A 15,921-nucleotide genomic window follows, 5' to 3' on the forward strand; every position below is an offset into this window, starting at 1 on the left:
CGCGGACACCGCTCTCATGCTGCGTCCTGTGTGTCGGACAGCCGGATGCGTCCACCGCGTCGGGGTCGTCGGTGGTGGTCGATGTGGCTGGGTGGGATGAACCAGGGCACGTGATCACGCACCTGGATCTCCCACCCGCCGTCGTGGACCCGGTGGTGGTGGTTGGAGCACAACAGGATCCCGTTGTTGAGGTCGGTGGTTCCGTGGTGTTTGTCCCACCATCTGATGTGGTGCGCTTCCGTGTAGGAGGGTGGGTGGGGGCACCCGGCCCACGCACACCCACCGTCGCGTTCGGCCAGCGCGAGTTTCTGCTTGCTGGTGAACAAGCGGCGTGCCCGGCCGAGGTCGAGGACTTCGCCCCGCCCACCGAGAACCACGGGGATCACGTTCGCATCTGCGGCCAATCGCCGGGCGGTGGTGGCGGAGATCGGCGTCGACACACCGTCGATCTCCCCAACACCCGTCCCAGTCTGCAGAGCGTCAAGGGGAATGCGGACGATCATCGTGACCGGTGGTGTGCTCCCGGTGCCGGGGTGGGTGGCGTAGTGCCGGAACACGTCCACCGCCGCATCGGACCGCAATTGTGGGAGGGTGCGGTGTTCTTCCTCGGCCCGGTCAGCGGTGAAGTCGGGACCGTTCGTGTCCCGGAATCGCACGGCCCGGAGTTCGTGTCCGACCAACGTGTCGATGGCCGAGAGAACATGCCCGGCGGCTTCGGGGGGCAGATACCAGTCGATGTGCGTCAGACCATCCGATGTGGTGCTGATCGTCAATGACCGCCGTGACCGCTGCACCTCTTCGCGGGGTAACACTCCGTCTTGGTCGAGCCGGTCCCGCACCTGCCCGGCCAGCACACGTAGTTCAGTCACGGTCAGGTCCGGTGCGTGCTGCATCAGTACTCGTTCCCCGAACTGCAACGACGCGACCGTGCAGGCAGGCGCCGCTTTCCCGAGTTCGCGGACGATCACCGCCGCCTGATCCACACTCACCCATCCCGCATCCGACGAGTCAGGGTCGACCGCGGACGCGAGCATCGGGAACCCGGCCGGCAGTATCTCCCCGGTCAACCCCACCCGTGGGGTGACCGCATCCGCAACCAAGCACACCTGCCGCGCGCTCGGGACGGCGACCTGCCACCGTTCGGCAACCAGGGTCACCGCATTGCGGTGCCCACCCCGCAGCACCAGGCCCTCCTCGTCCAACTGGTTCCACCGCAGCAGCACCTGCCCCACCGCGCCGAGTTTCACCGCATCCAGCCGCGCCTGCAGCACCCCGAGCTCACCCACGAACTCCAACAGTGCTCGCGGCGACAACCACGCCGCATCCGGCAACGCGGCAAACGCATCCCGCCAAACGGACTCTCGTGCTGTGGTCATGACTCAACCCAACCACCGCCCACTGACATTCGACCACCACAAATATCAATCGGCGGGAGAATACACCCGCAGTCCGGCGCGAACGAGACGCACCTGCAGCCGATGCCCGGCGCGCTCATCCACTCCCCCGGGTGTTCCAAGCGACGCTTCGCCGTCGTGCGCGAAGCCAGGATCTCCGCCGCCCTCCTCCCGCGTCACCAGCGACAGCTCGGTGGGCGTGGAGGAATCGAGCACGGGAGGCCCCTGGAGGAAGGGCATCCGGGCGAGCATGTCATTGGTCTTGCCTGCGAACGCCAATGCGAGCGCGCCGCGGGTCCGCGGCTTGCTACCAGCTCGAAGGATGCGCACGTCGAGCACCCCGTCGTCGAGCCGGCGGCGCTCGATGGGGGCAACGGTGACGGGATAGTAGCGATCGACGCCCACGAAGACCGAGAACACGCGTTCGGTTTCACCGCCGTCGATCGACACCTCGAGCGGGCGAGTGCGACGCACGACCTTGACGGCGGCGATCAGGGCGGCGACGGGCTTGCCGAGACGCTTCTCCCATTTCTCGCGCTCCTCGACGAAGGCCGGATAGAGGCCGACGGATGCGGTGTTCAGCACGGTGATCGGGTCGCCGTCGGCGAAGCTCAGCTCTGCGACGTCCACGGCTCGGCCGAATCCGGCTGCGAGAGCGTCGAGCGCCTGATCGAGCGAATCGAGTGCTGCGGCCTTGGTGAAATGGTTGAACGTGCCTCCGGGCAGGGCGAGCAGCGGCAAGTCGTGTCTCCGGGCGATGCCGGCCAGGGCCCCGACCGAACCATCGCCGCCGTACACACCGAGAACACGGGGCGGATCATCGGAGGCGAGGGCTTCATCCACCAGCTCGGCGAAGTCGTCGCCGTCGCTGAGCTCGTGCAGAACGGCGAGCGGGAGGCGGCGCTTCAGGAGAGGCAGGGGATCGGGGCGGCCGAGGTCGCGGCCCGAGCCCGGGTTGACGAGGATGAAGACACCCGCCCCGTCGGCCGAGGCGGGAAGGTCGATGGTGGTCGCCGTCGGCGGCGTCGTTCGAGGGCGCACCACCGGCGTACTCGTACCGGGGACGACCGCTTTGCCGACGGCGGCGGCAGCCACACCGATGAGCGCGCCGCCGGCCACATCCGAGAACCAGTGCGCACCGGTGTGCAGGCGCGAGTATGCGACGCCCGCTGCGAGTGGCGCCACGGCGGCGCCCGCCCCGGCCGACTCCAGCGCGACGCCGGTCGCGAAGGCCGCCGCGCTGGCGGTGTGTCCCGAGGGGAACGACGGCGAGGTGGGCGATCGGTCGAGCCGGCGGGCGATCGGGATGCTGGTGAGAGCCGGCCTGTCTCCCCCGACGAGCCGCTTGCCGACGATGTTCGCGATCGCACTGGCGAGGCCGAGGGATGCGAGGCCCCGGAAAGCCGCTCTGTGCTTGCCGAGTGCGACCAGCGCCCCCGCGACGACGAGCCAGAGCACGCCGTGGTTCGCGAACGTGCTGAGCCCCCGCCAGAACGCGTCGACGCGCGGCTCGGTCGGGCGCGCGTTGACGCGTGCGGCGACCCGCTCGTCGAGCCGCTCGATCCGTTGCGGGAGCGTGAAGCGTTGCGAGCGACGGGTGCGGCGGCGAGATCCGGACATGCGCCCCAGCGTACTCAGAGACCTCCCAGCGCATAGCCCGGTTCTGCAGCTCGATCTCACCGGTGGGCCGACGTTTTCGACGGTCGGCGCCCGGCGGCGCTAGGATTTCTTTCGTGAGCACAACAGCACCCGCCCAGCCGACCACCGACCTCGACGACGAGCACGGAACGCTCGTCCGCAGCCTCAGCGCAGTGCTGCCAGGACCGCTCGGTGCGATCATCGCGACCGTCGTCGTGCTCGTGTCGCTGGTGTTCCTCGTGATCAGCCTCGTCACCACCTGGTCGGGCAACGAGGGCGCGTTCCTGCCGCTCTTCCAGGTCTTCGTCGCCGGCACCGTCGTCTCGCTCAACGCCCTCTGGGCCCGCAAGACGTTCAGCTACGTGATCACCCTCATCGGCGCCGTGCTCTGGCTCTGGGTGTCGGTCACGCCGTTCCTGCCGTTCTGGCAGGTGCTGTTGCAGGCGATCACGGTCACCATCATGGCCGCCGGTGTGGTGTACTCGCTCTCTGCCGTGGCTCAGAGCAAGAAGCCCCGCTTCTGACCCGGAAAGACGACGCGACCGGCACAAAGGAGCCCGACGATACGACGCTCGCGCGTCGCCGCCACTTCGTCGATCTCTCGCCGCTGAGGGAGAGCCCCGCCTTCGCGCGCCTCTGGCTTGGCGGCGCCATCTCCGGCATCGGCAGCCAGATGACGATCGTCGCCGTCGGCCTGCACATCTACGATCTGACCGGCTCGACGCTGGCCGTCTCCCTCGTAGCATTGTTCGCGCTCGGTCCGATGATCGTGTTCGGGCTGTACGGCGGCGTGCTCGCGGATGCGTTCGATCGGCGCCTCGTCGCCCTGATCGCAGCGGTGCTGGCCTGGACGTCGACGGCCGGCATAGCCGTGTTCGCCTGGCTGGACGTGCAGGTCGTCTGGCCCCTCTACGTGCTCACGACCGTCAACGCCGTGGCGAGCGTGGTCATCGGATCGACGAGGCAGGCGATCACGCCGCGGCTGCTGCCCACGCGGCTGCTTCCGGCGGCGAGCGCTCTCGGCGGCATGAGCATGGGCGTGATGGTGACGGTCGGGCCAGCCCTCGCCGGGCTCCTGGTCGCGAGCGTCGGCATCAGCTGGACGTACACGATCGACGTCATCCTGTTCACCGCAGCATTCTTGGGCATCTTCACGCTGCCGAAGATCGTGCCCGAAGGGGAACGCCAGACCGCGGGGCTCGCCTCGGTGCTGCTCGGCCTGCGGTTCTTGAAGACGGCTCCCAACCTGAGCATGACGTTCGTGCTCGACCTCATCGCCATGACGTTCGGTCAACCGCGAGCGCTCTTCCCCGCGGTGGGGGCCCTGCTGATCGGCGGCGGCCCGGTGACGGTCGGCATCCTGACGGCCGCCGGGGCCGTGGGCACGCTCGTCTCCAGCATCTTCTCGGGACGCCTCGGACATGTGCGCTGGCAGGGCCGAGCCGTTGGCCGAGCCATCGTCGTCTACGGAGCGTGCATCCTCGGCTTCGGGATCGTGCTCGCCGTCGTCGCGTTCTCCGGGCTGTCGAGCTCGGGGCAGAATTTCGCCGACGCCAACCTGCCCGCCCTCGTCATCGCTGCGGTGTTGCTCGCGGGCTCGGGAGCGGCCGACAACGTCAGCTCGATCTTCCGGATGACCATCCTTCAGTCCTCGGCGCCCGATGCGATGCGCGGTCGGCTGCAGGGCGTGTTCACCGTCGTCGTGACGGGCGGCCCGCGGCTCGGCGACCTCTACATCGGCGTGCTGGCCCTCACCGGAGCCCTGTGGTTCCCGCCGCTTCTCGGCGGACTGGTCATCGTCGTCCTCGTGGCGACGGTCGTGCGCGTGCAGGGCTCCTTCCGACGCTACGAACCGCTCGCGCCGGCACCCTGACCGGAATCCGGAGTCAAGCCCGGGGCCGGATGCGTCTGGCCAGCTGCGGGTAGTCGATGACGAGCCCATCCGGATCGACGGTCAGATCGCCGACGAAGTCCCGGCTCGCGCTCTGGTAGCGCACGACCCCGTGCCCGGCGGCAGCGTCGATCGGCGCCCCCGAGCTGTACAGCTGGTCGCTCCGGATCACCGCGAGCGACGGCAACGCCACCCACGCCATCACCAGCCGCGTCTCCGGCACCGCCCGATCGAGCGCGCCGAGGCGCAGGATCGGCATGGTGTTGGTCACCGGGCAGAGCGCGAGGTCGCAGTCGAGGGCGCCGTCGATCGCATCGGCGTCCTGGATGCCGGGCTCGGGCATCCCCTCACCGTCGGAGACCGGTCGGCCGGTCGCCTCTGCCTCACTCGACCAGTGACCGCCGTCGCTTCGGAAGAGGGACAGGCTGCGTCTCCAGCCGTGCCCGAACACGGCGACGTCGAGGCGGGAGGTGACCCAGTCGGGGCCGGTCTCGAGCGCCCAGCTCGTGACGTAGTCCGTCGTGCGTGATGTTCCGAGGGCGACGAGTCGATCGGTGCCGAGCGTGACCGTCGCGGCCTCCAACCGCTCCGGATCCTCGTCGCCGACCCAGGCGACATGACGCACCTGCCCGCGCATCCCGCTACCGGCGTTCCAGTACGCCGCGCACGAACGCGGCCTGCCCGACATGTTGAAGATCGTCGGAGATGACGCTGACGAGCCGCACGCCCAGCGTCACCGGTGGGTTCCAGTTCTCGTCGACGATCGTGGCGAAATCATCGTCGTCGAGAGTGCGCAGGTACTCGACGGTTCGCGCGTGCACTGCCTCGTGGTAGCCGATCAGCTCTTCGGCGCCGACCCCATCGAGCTGACCGACGTCTTCGGTGCTGTGACCGTAGCCGGTGTCGTGAGCGTCGAGCGGCAGGCCGAAACGCTTCTCCCAGCCGTCGTCGAGCCAGGCCTGCCTGCGCCCGGCCACATCGGCGACATGGTCGTCCTGCACGCGGGTGAGGTGCCAGATCAGCCAGGCGATCGTGTTCGAGTCCGGGTCGACGCGCCCGGAGAGCTCGTCGTGACCGAGGCCCTCCACGGTTCGCCGAGCCGTCTGGGCGATGCGGTCGAAAGCGTCGATCAGGAGATCACGGGATGCTGTCATCGAAGGTCCTTCCGGCTCTGGACGGCGGCCGTGAGTGCCGCCATGACGCACGGTACGCTCATCCCATGACAGACCAGCTGATCGGCCTGCTCGTCGGCCTGGCCGCGCTCACGACCGCGACCGCCGGCGGTGTCTACCTCGGTTTCACGTCGATGGTGATGCCCGCCCTCCGGGAGTCGCCCGAAGCCGAGTCGGTGGCGACGATGAACCGCATCAACGTGCGTGCCGTGCGCTCGACGTTCATGATCGCGTTCGTCGGTTCGGCGCTGACCTGCCTGGCCGTGGCCATCGTCGTCACACCGGCGCTTCCGCGGCTCGACGCACTGTTCGCCCTTCTCGGCGCGGCTCTCGGCTTCATCGCTTTCGTGGTCACGGCTGCGGTGAACGTTCCGCTCAACAACCGCCTGGCAGCCACGAAAGACGGCCGTGGCTTCGCGGACTTCGAACGGCGCTGGCGCCGCGGTAACAGCGTGCGCGGCGCGGTGTCCCTGCTCGGCGCCGCCTCGCTGATCACATCGCTGGTCGTCTGAGCCCGCCCCCGGTCGAGCCGTTCAGCGCTGGGCCGCCGAGGCCGCCTGCCGGTGCGGCAACGGCTGGGGCGCCTCCGGCCCGATGTAGCGCGACGACGGGCGAACGATCTTGCCGTCGGCCGCCTGCTCCAGGATGTGCGCGCTCCACCCGACCACGCGCGCCGCGGCGAACGTCGGCGTGAACATCTCGCGCGGCACGCCGCACAGCTCCATCAGCACGGCGGCGTAGAACTCCACATTGGTGTGCAGTTCGCGGCCGGGTTTCAGCTCAGCGAGCAGCTCGAGCACCCGACGTTCGACGGCGACGGCGAACTCCACCCTGTCGCCGCCGAACTCGAGCGCGATCGAACGGAGCAGCCGCGAGCGAGGATCCTCGGTGCGGTACACCGGATGCCCGAACCCCATGATGCGACCACCCGACCGCACGGCGTCGCTCACCCAGGCGTCGATGCGGTCTGCTGTGCCGATCGCGTCGATGGTGTCGAGGGCACGGCTCGGCGCACCGCCGTGAAGAGGACCGGAGAGGGAGCCGAGGGCACCGACCACCGCAGAGGCGAGATCGGCTCCCGTCGATGCGATCACGCGGGCGGTGAACGTAGAGGCGTTGAACCCGTGGTCGATCGCGGCCGTCATGTAGGCGCTGATGGCCCGCTCGCGGTGCTCGTCGGGGGCCGCGCCGGTCAGCAGGTAGAGGTAGTTCGCGACGTGGCCCAGGTCGTCGCGGGGACGGAGCGGTTCACGGCCGGCGGCCAGCGAATGCAGGGAGGCGAGCAGCACGGGAGTGACGGCACTCACCCGAACGGCGTCGGTCAAGCGCTCGTCGAGGCTTTCGTCGAAGAGCGGCCGGATGCGGTCGGCCGCCGCGACCGCTCCGAGCGCGATCCGCACCCCGGCCAGCGCATCCGTGCCGCCGGTGATGGCCGCGATCGACGGCAGGAGCGCCCGCACGCTCTCGGGGATCTCCCGCGCCCGGGCGACCCGGCCGCGGAACGCTCCGAGCTCGTCGGCGTCGGGGAGCCGGCCGAACAGCAGGAGGTGCCACGCCTCCTCGAACGTGCGCTCGGCGGCCAGGTCGATCGCCGAGTACTGGCGGTAATGGTAGAAGCCTTCGTGCCCCCTCACGTCGCCGAGCGAGGTCTCGGCGGCCACCACGTTGGTGAGGCCGCGGGGTACATCGATGAGGGTGTCGTCCATCCGGTCGGTTCGCATGGGTCTAGTGTGAGCACGTGTCAATGTTGCGTCAACGTTGATTTGATCAACTTGGAGGCTCCCGTGCCCGACCGTCCGACCGAGTTGCCCGCGCTCACCGCCGAGCAGACCGCCGAACGGCTGGGTGTCAAGCTGGAGACGCTCTACGCGTACGTGGCCCGCGGACGGCTCACGAGGGTGCGCACGCCGTCGGGCTCCGCCTTCGACCCGCTGGAGGTCGAGCGCTTCGCCGCGACGCGACGGCAGCGCTCAGCGGCGGCGCCCTCCCCCGCGCGCGCCCACTCCGACGGCCGGCCTCTGATGGTCATCGACACCGCCTTCGCGCACATCGACGACGGAGAGCTGTTCTACCGCGACCGCAACGTGGTGACGCTGGCGACCGAGGAGACGTTCGAGGCCGTCGCGCACTGGGCGCTGACGGGGGTCTGGGGCGAGCAGGGCGACGGCGACGCGCTCGGGGGCTTCCAGGTGCCTTCTGACACGGTCACCCGGGTTCGCGCCGTCGCGGATGCGATGCCCAAGACGGCGACCGCCCGGGATCGTCAGCAGGTGGCCGTGACGGTGTTCGCCACGCTCGACCCGATCCGCTACTCGCTGGATCCGCTGACGGTCGTGACCGCGACGGAGTCGCTCGTGGCCGGGATGGTGGAGGTGCTGCCCGTGCTCGGCCGCCCGGCCGAGGTCGGTGGGGCCGGCGCAGCGAGCACCGCATCCGTCGCCGCCCGTCTCTGGCCACGGCTCACGGCCCGGCCGGAATCACCGCACGGGCTGCGTGCGCTGAGCGCAGCCCTCGTGCTGCTGCTCGACCACGACATCGCGATCTCAACTCTCGCCGCTCGGGCGGCCGCGTCTGCGCGCGCGAACCCCTACGCCGTCGTGACGGCCGGGCTCGGAGCGCTGGACTCGCCGTTGCACGGCAATGCCAGCCGCGCGGCGTACCGCATGCTCGCGCGGGTGGCCGCGGGCGAGCATCCCGAACGCGTCCTCGCCGACATGATGGTGAGCGACGTCGGCGTCATCCCCGGGTTCGGTCAGGTGCTCTATCGCGGAGCCGACCCTCGTGCGCTGGCGTTGCTCGACCTGCTGCGCGCGCATCCCGAGGCCACCGCTGCGGTCGACGCCGTTGACCGCGTGGCCGCCGTCGTCGGCGCTCGAACGAGAGCACACCCCAACGTCGACCTGGCGCTGGCCGCACTGGCGCTGGCCACCGGGATGCCCGACGACGCGGGCGAAGTGGTCTTCGCCGTCGCTCGCACCGTCGGCTTGATGGTGCACGCCCTCGACGAATACTCCCGCCGCCCGCTGCGGCTGCGCCCCGTCGGCCGCTACTCCCCCTCCCCCTCCTGACAGCGCCCACCCACCCACCCACCCGGCCACGAGGGGCGAGTCGTTGCGGGCTGGCGGCGCCGGCAGGTCGCGACGACTCGCCCCTCGGGGAGCGACAAGAGCAAGCGCGCGGCACGACTCAGGCGAGCGCGTCGGTGGCGGTGCGGCCGGCGGCCGCGGCACGGCCGAGGAAGTCGGCGAGGGTCGCGAGCTGGGCGTCGTCGTAGTCGGCGAAGATCTCGTCCATGGAGTCGTTCATGCCCGAGTAGAGCTGGAAGAGTTCGCCCGCCCGGTCGGGCAGAGCACGGATCTTCACCGCCCGGCGGTCCGCGTCGTCGCGTTCGCGTGCGATCCAGCCACTCTTCTCCAGGCGGTCGAGGATGCCCGTGATCGTAGCCGGATGCAGCCCGGCACGGCGCGCGAGATCGCTCGGGCTCATCGGCCCGTGGATGGCGACGACGTCGAGGCAGTCGAGGTCGAGAGGCCGCAGGTCGACGCGGGCGCCGACCTGGTTGTTCAGCAGAGCGACCTGGTTGTTGAGCTCGCGCAGGGTCCGTTTGATCTCGGTGGCGGCTCGGCGACGGCCGCGGGCGGCATCCGTCGCCCGAGCACCGTTTGATTTGGTTTCCATATGATACCTTTTTCGTATTATACGCGTTCGAGTCGAGGAGTCACGATGAATTTAGTCCTGTTCGGTGCCAACGGAGGGACAGGACGCCTGGTGGCGCGCCAAGCCCTCGACACCGGCCACACCGTCACGGCCGTCACCCGGCATCCGGAGACCTTCCCGGCCGACCACGAGAACCTGCGCGTTCTGGCGGGAGACGTCTACGATCAGGCTCTCGTCGAGCGCGCCGTGAGCGGCGCCGACGTCGTGATCTCGACGCTCGGCGTTCCGTACAGCCGCAAACCGATCACGATCTACTCGCAGGGAACCGGCGCGATCGTGCGGGCGATGCAAGCACAGAGCGTGCGTCGTCTGCTCTGCGTGAGCTCCAGCGCGACCGACCCGGCGACGCGCTACCACGACACCGGCGGCGGGTTCATCTTCGAGAAGGTGCTGAAGCCGATCATCACCAAGACGATCGGGCGGGAGACCTACGCCGACATGCTCAGGATGGAGGTGCTCGTGGCAGCGAGCGGGCTGGAGTGGACCATCGCGCGGCCCTCCGGACTGTTCGAGACGGAGACCGTGACAGACTTCGAGACCGCTGAGGAACTGCTCCCCCGCCAGTACACGTCGAGGGCCGACCTGGCCGCCGCACTGCTGGCGGCGGCCGGTGACGACCGCTGGGTGCGGAAGACGATGGCGGTCGCGACCGTCGATCCGCAGCCGCGCGTGCTGGACCTCATCCGCCAAGAGGCGTTCTCGCGCGGCTAGCGCGGTCGGGCGCCCGTCGCCCGACCGCTACTCACCGGCGCAGCGCCTTGCGCGCCAGCCAGTTGCCGAGGAACTGCGCCGCCTGAACGAGGACGACGATCGTGATCACGGCCACCCACGTGACCGTCCAGTCGTAGCGCTGGTAGCCGTAGGAGATCGCGAAGTAGCCGAGGCCACCGCCACCGAGTCCACCGGCCACGGCCGACAGGTCGACGATGGCCACGAACACGAACGTGTAGCCGAGAATCAGAGGGCCGAGCGCCTCGGGGATGAGCAGGGTCATGATGATCCGCAACGGGCTCGCCCCCATGGCGCGCGCCGCTTCGATGACACCGGGGTCGATGGTCACCAGGTTCTGCTCCACGATGCGGGAGAGGCCGAACGTCGCCGCGATGGTCATCGGGAAGATCGCGGCCGAGGTGCCGATGAACGTGCCGAACAGGCTGAGCGTCAACGGCGCGACCGCCGTCATGAAGATGATGAACGGGATGGGCCGCACGAAGTTGACGAGCACGTTGAGCACGGTCGACAGGGCACGGTTCTCCAGGATGCCGCCGCGCCGCGTGGTGTACAGGAGCACGCCGAGCGCGAGACCCAGGATGCCACCGAGGACCAGCGTCTCGGTGACCATCCACAGGGTCTCGCCGATCGACTTCGCGAACACGGGCCAGAGGGTCGACCAGTCGCTCATGCCGCCACCTCCTCGACCTCGGTGACCTCGCGGAGCTCGGCGATCAGGGCGTCCACACCCGAGTCCTCGCCGATCAGTTCGAGCGTGAGGCTGCCGAACGACCGCCCCTGCAGCGCGCTGATGCCGCCGTAGACGATCTCGAAGCGCACGTCGTGGCGACCGACCGCATCCGAGAGCACCGCGCCGAGGCGGCCGTCGTCGTGAATGCGAGCCGACACGATCCGGCCGGCGTGCTTGCCCCGCAGACGCTCGATGTCGTCGGCTCCGGGCTGGTTGCGCAGCACGGTGCCGACGAACCGCTGGGCGGTGACGGTCTGAGGGTCGGAGAAGAGGTCGAACACGCTGCCGCTTTCGATCACCCGCCCTGAGTCGAGCACGGCCACACGGTCGGCGATCGAACGCACGACCTCCATCTCGTGGGTGATGACCATGATGGTGACCCCGAGCTCGACGTTGACGCGTTTCAGGAGTGCCAGCACATCCGCCGTCGTCTCGGGATCGAGCGCGCTCGTCGACTCGTCGGCGAGCAGGATGGCCGGGTTGGTCGCGAGCGCGCGGGCGATGCCGACGCGCTGCTTCTGGCCGCCCGACAGCTGGTCGGGATAGACCCAGGCTTTGTCGGTCAGGCCGACGAAGGCGAGGAGCTCGGCCACCCGGGCCTTGCGCTTCTCTTTCGACCAGCCGGCCACCTTCAGGGGGTAGGCGATGTTGCCGAAGACCGTGCGGGAGCGAAAGAGGTTGAACTGCTGGAAGATCATCCCGATCCCGGCGCGGACGTCACGCAGCTTCGGCTCGGGAAGCTGCGTGATGTCCACTCCGTCGATCAGGATGGCGCCGCTCGTCACACGCTCCAGCGCGTTCACGAGACGCACGAGCGTGCTCTTGCCCGCACCCGAGTATCCGATGATCCCGAAGATCTCGCCGCGCTCGACCGACAGGCTCACCCCGTCGATGGCGGTGATGGAGGTGTCACCGGAGCGGAAGGACTTCGTGACGTCGCGGAACTCGATCAGGGCCATCGGACTACTTCGCCGCCCGCACTGTCTTCTCGAGGCTGGAGAGGATCGAGGTCAGTTCCGACTGCGGACGCTGCACGATGACCGCGGTGTTCTTGGATTCGGCGAGCACCGCATCCTGCACCGGCTTGGTGTGGTAGAGCTCGGCGATCTTCTGGAACGTCTTGTTGTTCTTGTCGGCGCTGCGGGCGACGAACGCGTTGATGTACGGCTCGGCAGCCGACTTCTTGGGGTCGTCCTGGAAGATCGCGGACTTGGGGTCGATGCCGGCGGTGAGCGCGAAGTTGTTGTTCACGATGGCGCCGTCGGCCGAGTTGAGGGCCGGCGCGGTCTGCGCGGCGTCGACCGGGAGAACCGTCACCTTCGAGCCGGCCTCGACATCGGCGGGCGTCGAGAGCACCGTGCCGCCGTTCTTGAGCTTCACGAGCCCGGCCTCCTGCAGCACGAGAAGAGCGCGGGCCTGGTTGGTCGCGTCGTTGGGGATGGCGATCTTGGCGCCCTGCGGGATGTCGTCGACCGACTTGTACTTGTCGGAGTAGAGCGGCAGCGGCACGACGACGGTCGACGCGATGGGCACGAGATCGGCGTTGTCGGAGACGTTGTAGTTGGCGAGGAACAGCAGGTGCTGGAAGAGGTTCAGGTCGATCTGCTTGCTCTTCAGCGCCGGGTTCGCCTGGGTGTAGTCGCTGAATCCGACCACCTGGATGTCGATGTTCTCGGCAGCAGCGGCCTTCTTGAGCACACCCCAGTACGGCGCGGCCTCCTCGGTGGTGCCGATCTTGACCGTCACCCGCTTCGAGGAGTCCGAAGACGCGGGAGCGGTGACGTTCACGATGATGAGCACGACGGCGACGATGACCGCGATGACGGCGATCGCGATGCCGACGATCCAGCCGGTGCGCGACTTCGGCTTCTCCGGCAGAGAAGGAGGAGTGGGAGTGGCCTCGGACATGGCTGTGCCTCTTTCGTGAAGGGGATGTGTTGTGCCGACGGAATGTTTTGGCGGCCGTTCCAGCCTGCCCGCACCGGCGCGGCAACCCAAACCGTGTTCCGAAATATGACGGCGTGACGGTGCGCACAGATACATCGAGCGATTGACCTGCCCGCGGCTCGCGGATGACGCGGGCCGACTCCGCGCTTCCTTAGCGTCGAAACATGCCTTCTCTGTCCATCACTGCTCCCCCGCCCTGCGATGTCGCGCCGGAGATTTGGCCGTTCGCCACACTGACCGTCGACCATGACGCGATCGCGCACAACGTCGGCGTCTTGCGCGCCGTCGCCGGCGTGCCCGTGCTCGCCGTCGTCAAAGCGGACGGCTTCGGGCTCGGGATGGCGCGGGTCGCGCGAACGGCCCTGCGCGCCGGAGCCGGCGCACTGGGGGTCGCGACGGTCGACGAGGCGCTCCGACTGCGCGCCTCGGGTGTCACGGCGCGGCTGCTGGCGTGGCTCTCGGATCCGCACAGCGACCTGGGTGCGGCCATCCGCCTCGGCGTCGAGCTCGGCTGCCCGAGCGAGCGGATGCTCGAGGAGATCGCCGCCCGCGCCCGAGTCGTGGGGATCACCGCACGCGTGCACCTCGAGGTCGACACAGGACTCTCCCGCGGTGGAGCCGACGCCGCCGACTGGGCGGCACTGTGCCGGCTGGCAGCGGAGCACGAGCGCTTCGGAACACTGCGCGTGGTCGGGGTGTGGTCGCATCTCGCGCGGGCGAACGAGCCGCATCCGTCGGCCACGGCGAGCGCCGTCGACGCCTTCAGGAGCGCGGTGACCGTGGCGACGGCTGCGGGCCTCACGCCCGACGTGCTGCACTTGGCGAGTTCGGGGGCCGCGCTCGCGCATCCGGAGACCCGGTTCTCGCTGGTGCGGTGCGGCCAAGCCCTGTTCGGTGTTCAGCCCGTCGATGGTGAGCGCTTCGATCTGCGCCCGGCGCTGCGGCTGACCTCGCGCATCGTGCAACTGCGGCGCGTGCCGGCGGGCACGCCCGTGTCGTACGGCGGGGACTACCGCACGGCGGCCGAGACCGTTCTCGCGCTGGTGCCGCTCGGATACGCCGACGGCATTCCGCGTTCGGCCGGCGACACGGGCGAGGTGAGCATCCGTGGACACCGCTGCCGGGTGGTCGGGCGCGTCTCGATGGATCAGCTCATCGTGGATGCCGGCCCCGTCGGGCGAGACGTGCGCGAAGGCGATGATGTGGTGGTGATCGGCGACCCGGCCCTCGGCGAGCCGGGGCTCGACGAGTGGGCGCACTGGGCGGGGACGATACCCCAGGAGGTCATGACCGGTTTCGGCTCGCGGGTGATCCGCGAGCACCGTGGGGCGGTGCGCGTTGCGTAACGGCCACACGACGATCGCCGTGCTCTACGGCGGCGCGAACTCCGAGCACGAGGTGTCGCTGAGGTCGGCCAGGGATGTGGTCGCTGGGCTGCGGGAGCAGGGCTTCGTCGTGCGCCCGGTCGGCATCGACGCGTGCGGCGTGTGGCACGCGGCGGAGGTCGACGGGCTGAGCTCCGCCGCCGACGGCTCCGGAGCGCCGCGTGGCGTGCGGCCCGAGCTGCTGCGCGGCGTCGACGTCGTCTTCCCTGTGCTGCACGGCCGCTACGGCGAAGACGGCACCGTGCAGGGCGCCATCGAACTCGCGGGTCTGCCCTATGTCGGCTCGGGGGTGCTCGCGAGCGCCATGGCGATGGACAAGAGCATGACGTGGCGCGTCGCGAGCGCCGCTGGGGTGCCCATGGTCGACACCCGCGCGGTGGACTCGCTGCGGTCGCTGCCCGCGGCTGTGCGCGGGCTGCCGCTGCCGTTGTTCGTGAAGCCCAACCGCGCGGGGTCGAGCGTCGGCGCATCCCTGGTCGCCGAGTTCGACGACCTCGCGCCGGCGGTCGGAACCGCCCTCGCGCACGACAGGGTCGCGCTGGTGCAGCCGGCGATCAGGGCGGACGAGGTCAGCATCGGTGTCTACCGGTCGCCCGACGGGCGCACCCGCACCACGGGCCCCTCCCTGGTGCGCCTCGACTCGCGCCACGAGTTCTTCGACTACGACGGCAAGTACGGCGGTGCTGGGGCCGCCATCGAGGTTCCGGGAGGCGTCGACCCTGAGTTGCTGACACCCCTGCGCGACCTCGCCGTGCTGGCGTTCGAGGCGATCGGAGCCGAGGGACTGGCCAGGGTCGACTTCTTCGTCGCGCAGGCCGGCTCCCCGGGCAAGTCCCCGGGCGGCGACCTCAGGGGCGCCGACTCCCCGCTACTGCTCAACGAGATCAACACGATGCCCGGTCTGACCGCGCACTCGCACTTTCCGCGGCTCTGCGCCGAGGCCGGCCTCGCCTACCCCGACCTGCTCCGAATGCTCGTGGACCGCGCGGCGGAGATCGGCCCGCGGTGACCGGGCGCACCGGCGCGGCGCGCGCGCGCGACGTCACCACCATTGACGCAGCACCGCCGACGCGTAGTCTGAGCGCTGGCGGCGTTCGCCGCCGATCCCGCGCGAAGTGGAGGGTGGAATGAGCTCGATCAACGACGACGACATCACGACGGACGCAGCGTCCGGCGGAGAGGGAACCGCAGACGGCGGAGCGAACCCGAACGGACACGACGGCGGAGCCGACGGCTCGGCCGGCGGCGAAGGCCCCGCAGACGGCGGAGCCAACCCGAACGGACACGACGGCGGCGCCGACGGATCCGCTTGATG

At 69.6% G+C, this 15,921-nt stretch carries 17 protein-coding genes; 8 read left to right on the forward strand and 9 right to left on the reverse strand.

The annotated features are described in order from the left end of the window. Window positions 1-14: 14 nt before the first annotated feature. Window positions 15-1,376, reverse strand: a complete 1,362-nt coding sequence (locus ACFVWR_RS10020; protein WP_387210712.1) for a DUF222 domain-containing protein — start codon at window positions 1,374-1,376, stop codon at window positions 15-17. A gap of 45 nt (window positions 1,377-1,421) precedes the next feature. Then, window positions 1,422-3,014, reverse strand: coding sequence for a bifunctional phosphatase PAP2/diacylglycerol kinase family protein (locus ACFVWR_RS10025; protein WP_387210715.1), 1,593 nt, complete (start codon window positions 3,012-3,014; stop codon window positions 1,422-1,424). Between the two features lie 113 nt (window positions 3,015-3,127). Here ACFVWR_RS10025 and ACFVWR_RS10030 point away from each other — a divergent pair, with 113 nt between their 5' ends. After that, window positions 3,128-3,556, forward strand: coding sequence for a hypothetical protein (locus tag ACFVWR_RS10030; protein ID WP_387210718.1), 429 nt, complete (start codon window positions 3,128-3,130; stop codon window positions 3,554-3,556). Between the two features lie 83 nt (window positions 3,557-3,639). Beyond that, window positions 3,640-4,905, forward strand: a complete 1,266-nt coding sequence (locus tag ACFVWR_RS10035; RefSeq protein ID WP_387210780.1) for an MFS transporter — start codon at window positions 3,640-3,642, stop codon at window positions 4,903-4,905. Between the two features lie 13 nt (window positions 4,906-4,918). On the opposite strand, the gene ACFVWR_RS10040 is transcribed toward ACFVWR_RS10035, so the two are convergent. Together ACFVWR_RS10040 and ACFVWR_RS10045 are read right to left on the reverse strand one after the other, a co-directional pair. Continuing rightward, window positions 4,919-5,611, reverse strand: a complete 693-nt coding sequence (locus ACFVWR_RS10040; protein WP_387210722.1) for a putative glycolipid-binding domain-containing protein — start codon at window positions 5,609-5,611, stop codon at window positions 4,919-4,921. Beyond that, window positions 5,565-6,077 (reverse strand): DUF664 domain-containing protein, encoded by a 513-nt coding sequence (locus ACFVWR_RS10045; RefSeq protein WP_387210725.1) that lies wholly within the window; start codon window positions 6,075-6,077, stop codon window positions 5,565-5,567. Before ACFVWR_RS10045 ends, ACFVWR_RS10040 begins: the two co-directional genes overlap by 47 nt. A 65-nt stretch (window positions 6,078-6,142) precedes the next feature. Between ACFVWR_RS10045 and ACFVWR_RS10050 the strand changes: the two genes are divergently transcribed. Next, window positions 6,143-6,607 carry a DUF1772 domain-containing protein gene (locus ACFVWR_RS10050; RefSeq protein ID WP_387210728.1) on the forward strand — a complete coding sequence of 155 codons (465 nt, stop codon included), beginning with the start codon at window positions 6,143-6,145 and terminating at the stop codon, window positions 6,605-6,607. A gap of 21 nt (window positions 6,608-6,628) precedes the next feature. Here the strand turns inward: ACFVWR_RS10050 and ACFVWR_RS10055 are convergent, their stop codons facing one another. After that, window positions 6,629-7,816 (reverse strand): citrate synthase, encoded by a 1,188-nt coding sequence (locus ACFVWR_RS10055; RefSeq protein ID WP_387210731.1) that lies wholly within the window; start codon window positions 7,814-7,816, stop codon window positions 6,629-6,631. Between the two features lie 63 nt (window positions 7,817-7,879). On the opposite strand from ACFVWR_RS10055, the gene ACFVWR_RS10060 reads away from it, so the two are divergent. Further along, window positions 7,880-9,163, forward strand: a complete 1,284-nt coding sequence (locus ACFVWR_RS10060) for a citrate synthase (protein WP_387210734.1) — start codon at window positions 7,880-7,882, stop codon at window positions 9,161-9,163. Between the two features lie 118 nt (window positions 9,164-9,281). Here the strand turns inward: ACFVWR_RS10060 and ACFVWR_RS10065 are convergent, their stop codons facing one another. Then, window positions 9,282-9,773 (reverse strand): MarR family transcriptional regulator, encoded by a 492-nt coding sequence (locus ACFVWR_RS10065; protein ID WP_387210736.1) that lies wholly within the window; start codon window positions 9,771-9,773, stop codon window positions 9,282-9,284. 45 nt (window positions 9,774-9,818) lie between these two features. On the opposite strand from ACFVWR_RS10065, the gene ACFVWR_RS10070 reads away from it, so the two are divergent. Then, complete coding sequence (locus tag ACFVWR_RS10070; RefSeq protein ID WP_387210739.1) at window positions 9,819-10,523, forward strand: NAD(P)-dependent oxidoreductase; 705 nt, start codon at window positions 9,819-9,821, stop codon at window positions 10,521-10,523. 31 nt (window positions 10,524-10,554) lie between these two features. Here the strand turns inward: ACFVWR_RS10070 and ACFVWR_RS10075 are convergent, their stop codons facing one another. From ACFVWR_RS10075 to ACFVWR_RS10085, 3 genes are read right to left on the reverse strand one after another with little or no spacing between them, the layout of a single operon-like run. Then, on the reverse strand, window positions 10,555-11,214 hold the full coding sequence (locus tag ACFVWR_RS10075; protein ID WP_387210742.1) for a methionine ABC transporter permease: 660 nt from the start codon (window positions 11,212-11,214) through the stop codon (window positions 10,555-10,557). Beyond that, entirely contained in the window at window positions 11,211-12,233 is a 1,023-nt protein-coding gene (locus ACFVWR_RS10080; RefSeq protein WP_387210745.1) for a methionine ABC transporter ATP-binding protein, read from the reverse strand. Before ACFVWR_RS10080 ends, ACFVWR_RS10075 begins: the two co-directional genes overlap by 4 nt. Before the next feature lie 4 nt (window positions 12,234-12,237). Next, entirely contained in the window at window positions 12,238-13,182 is a 945-nt protein-coding gene (locus ACFVWR_RS10085; RefSeq protein ID WP_387210748.1) for a MetQ/NlpA family ABC transporter substrate-binding protein, read from the reverse strand. 203 nt (window positions 13,183-13,385) lie between these two features. On the opposite strand from ACFVWR_RS10085, the gene alr reads away from it, so the two are divergent. From alr to ACFVWR_RS10100, 3 genes are all read left to right on the forward strand, one after another. Next, on the forward strand, window positions 13,386-14,567 hold the full coding sequence (gene alr / locus ACFVWR_RS10090) for an alanine racemase (RefSeq protein ID WP_387210751.1): 1,182 nt from the start codon (window positions 13,386-13,388) through the stop codon (window positions 14,565-14,567). After that, entirely contained in the window at window positions 14,560-15,615 is a 1,056-nt protein-coding gene (locus ACFVWR_RS10095; protein WP_387210754.1) for a D-alanine--D-alanine ligase, read from the forward strand. Before alr ends, ACFVWR_RS10095 begins: the two co-directional genes overlap by 8 nt. 118 nt (window positions 15,616-15,733) lie before the next feature. Further along, entirely contained in the window at window positions 15,734-15,919 is a 186-nt protein-coding gene (locus ACFVWR_RS10100) for a BatC protein (protein WP_387210757.1), read from the forward strand. Window positions 15,920-15,921 lie beyond the last annotated feature (2 nt).

The organism is Leifsonia sp. NPDC058292, assembly GCF_042880955.1.
Classification (GTDB): Bacteria; Actinomycetota; Actinomycetes; order Actinomycetales; family Microbacteriaceae; genus Leifsonia.

Coding starts and splice junctions, on each gene's coding strand:
- ACFVWR_RS10045 (WP_387210725.1), bottom strand. CDS start 6,077: ATGACAGCATCCCGTGATCTCCTGATCGACGCTTTCGACCGCATCGCC.
- ACFVWR_RS10080 (WP_387210745.1), bottom strand. CDS start 12,233: ATGGCCCTGATCGAGTTCCGCGACGTCACGAAGTCCTTCCGCTCCGGT.
- ACFVWR_RS10055 (WP_387210731.1), bottom strand. CDS start 7,816: ATGCGAACCGACCGGATGGACGACACCCTCATCGATGTACCCCGCGGC.
- ACFVWR_RS10070 (WP_387210739.1), top strand. CDS start 9,819: ATGAATTTAGTCCTGTTCGGTGCCAACGGAGGGACAGGACGCCTGGTG.
- ACFVWR_RS10065 (WP_387210736.1), bottom strand. CDS start 9,773: ATGGAAACCAAATCAAACGGTGCTCGGGCGACGGATGCCGCCCGCGGC.
- ACFVWR_RS10075 (WP_387210742.1), bottom strand. CDS start 11,214: ATGAGCGACTGGTCGACCCTCTGGCCCGTGTTCGCGAAGTCGATCGGC.
- alr (WP_387210751.1), top strand. CDS start 13,386: ATGCCTTCTCTGTCCATCACTGCTCCCCCGCCCTGCGATGTCGCGCCG.
- ACFVWR_RS10050 (WP_387210728.1), top strand. CDS start 6,143: ATGACAGACCAGCTGATCGGCCTGCTCGTCGGCCTGGCCGCGCTCACG.
- ACFVWR_RS10085 (WP_387210748.1), bottom strand. CDS start 13,182: ATGTCCGAGGCCACTCCCACTCCTCCTTCTCTGCCGGAGAAGCCGAAG.
- ACFVWR_RS10025 (WP_387210715.1), bottom strand. CDS start 3,014: ATGTCCGGATCTCGCCGCCGCACCCGTCGCTCGCAACGCTTCACGCTC.
- ACFVWR_RS10100 (WP_387210757.1), top strand. CDS start 15,734: ATGAGCTCGATCAACGACGACGACATCACGACGGACGCAGCGTCCGGC.
- ACFVWR_RS10040 (WP_387210722.1), bottom strand. CDS start 5,611: ATGTCGGGCAGGCCGCGTTCGTGCGCGGCGTACTGGAACGCCGGTAGC.
- ACFVWR_RS10020 (WP_387210712.1), bottom strand. CDS start 1,376: ATGACCACAGCACGAGAGTCCGTTTGGCGGGATGCGTTTGCCGCGTTG.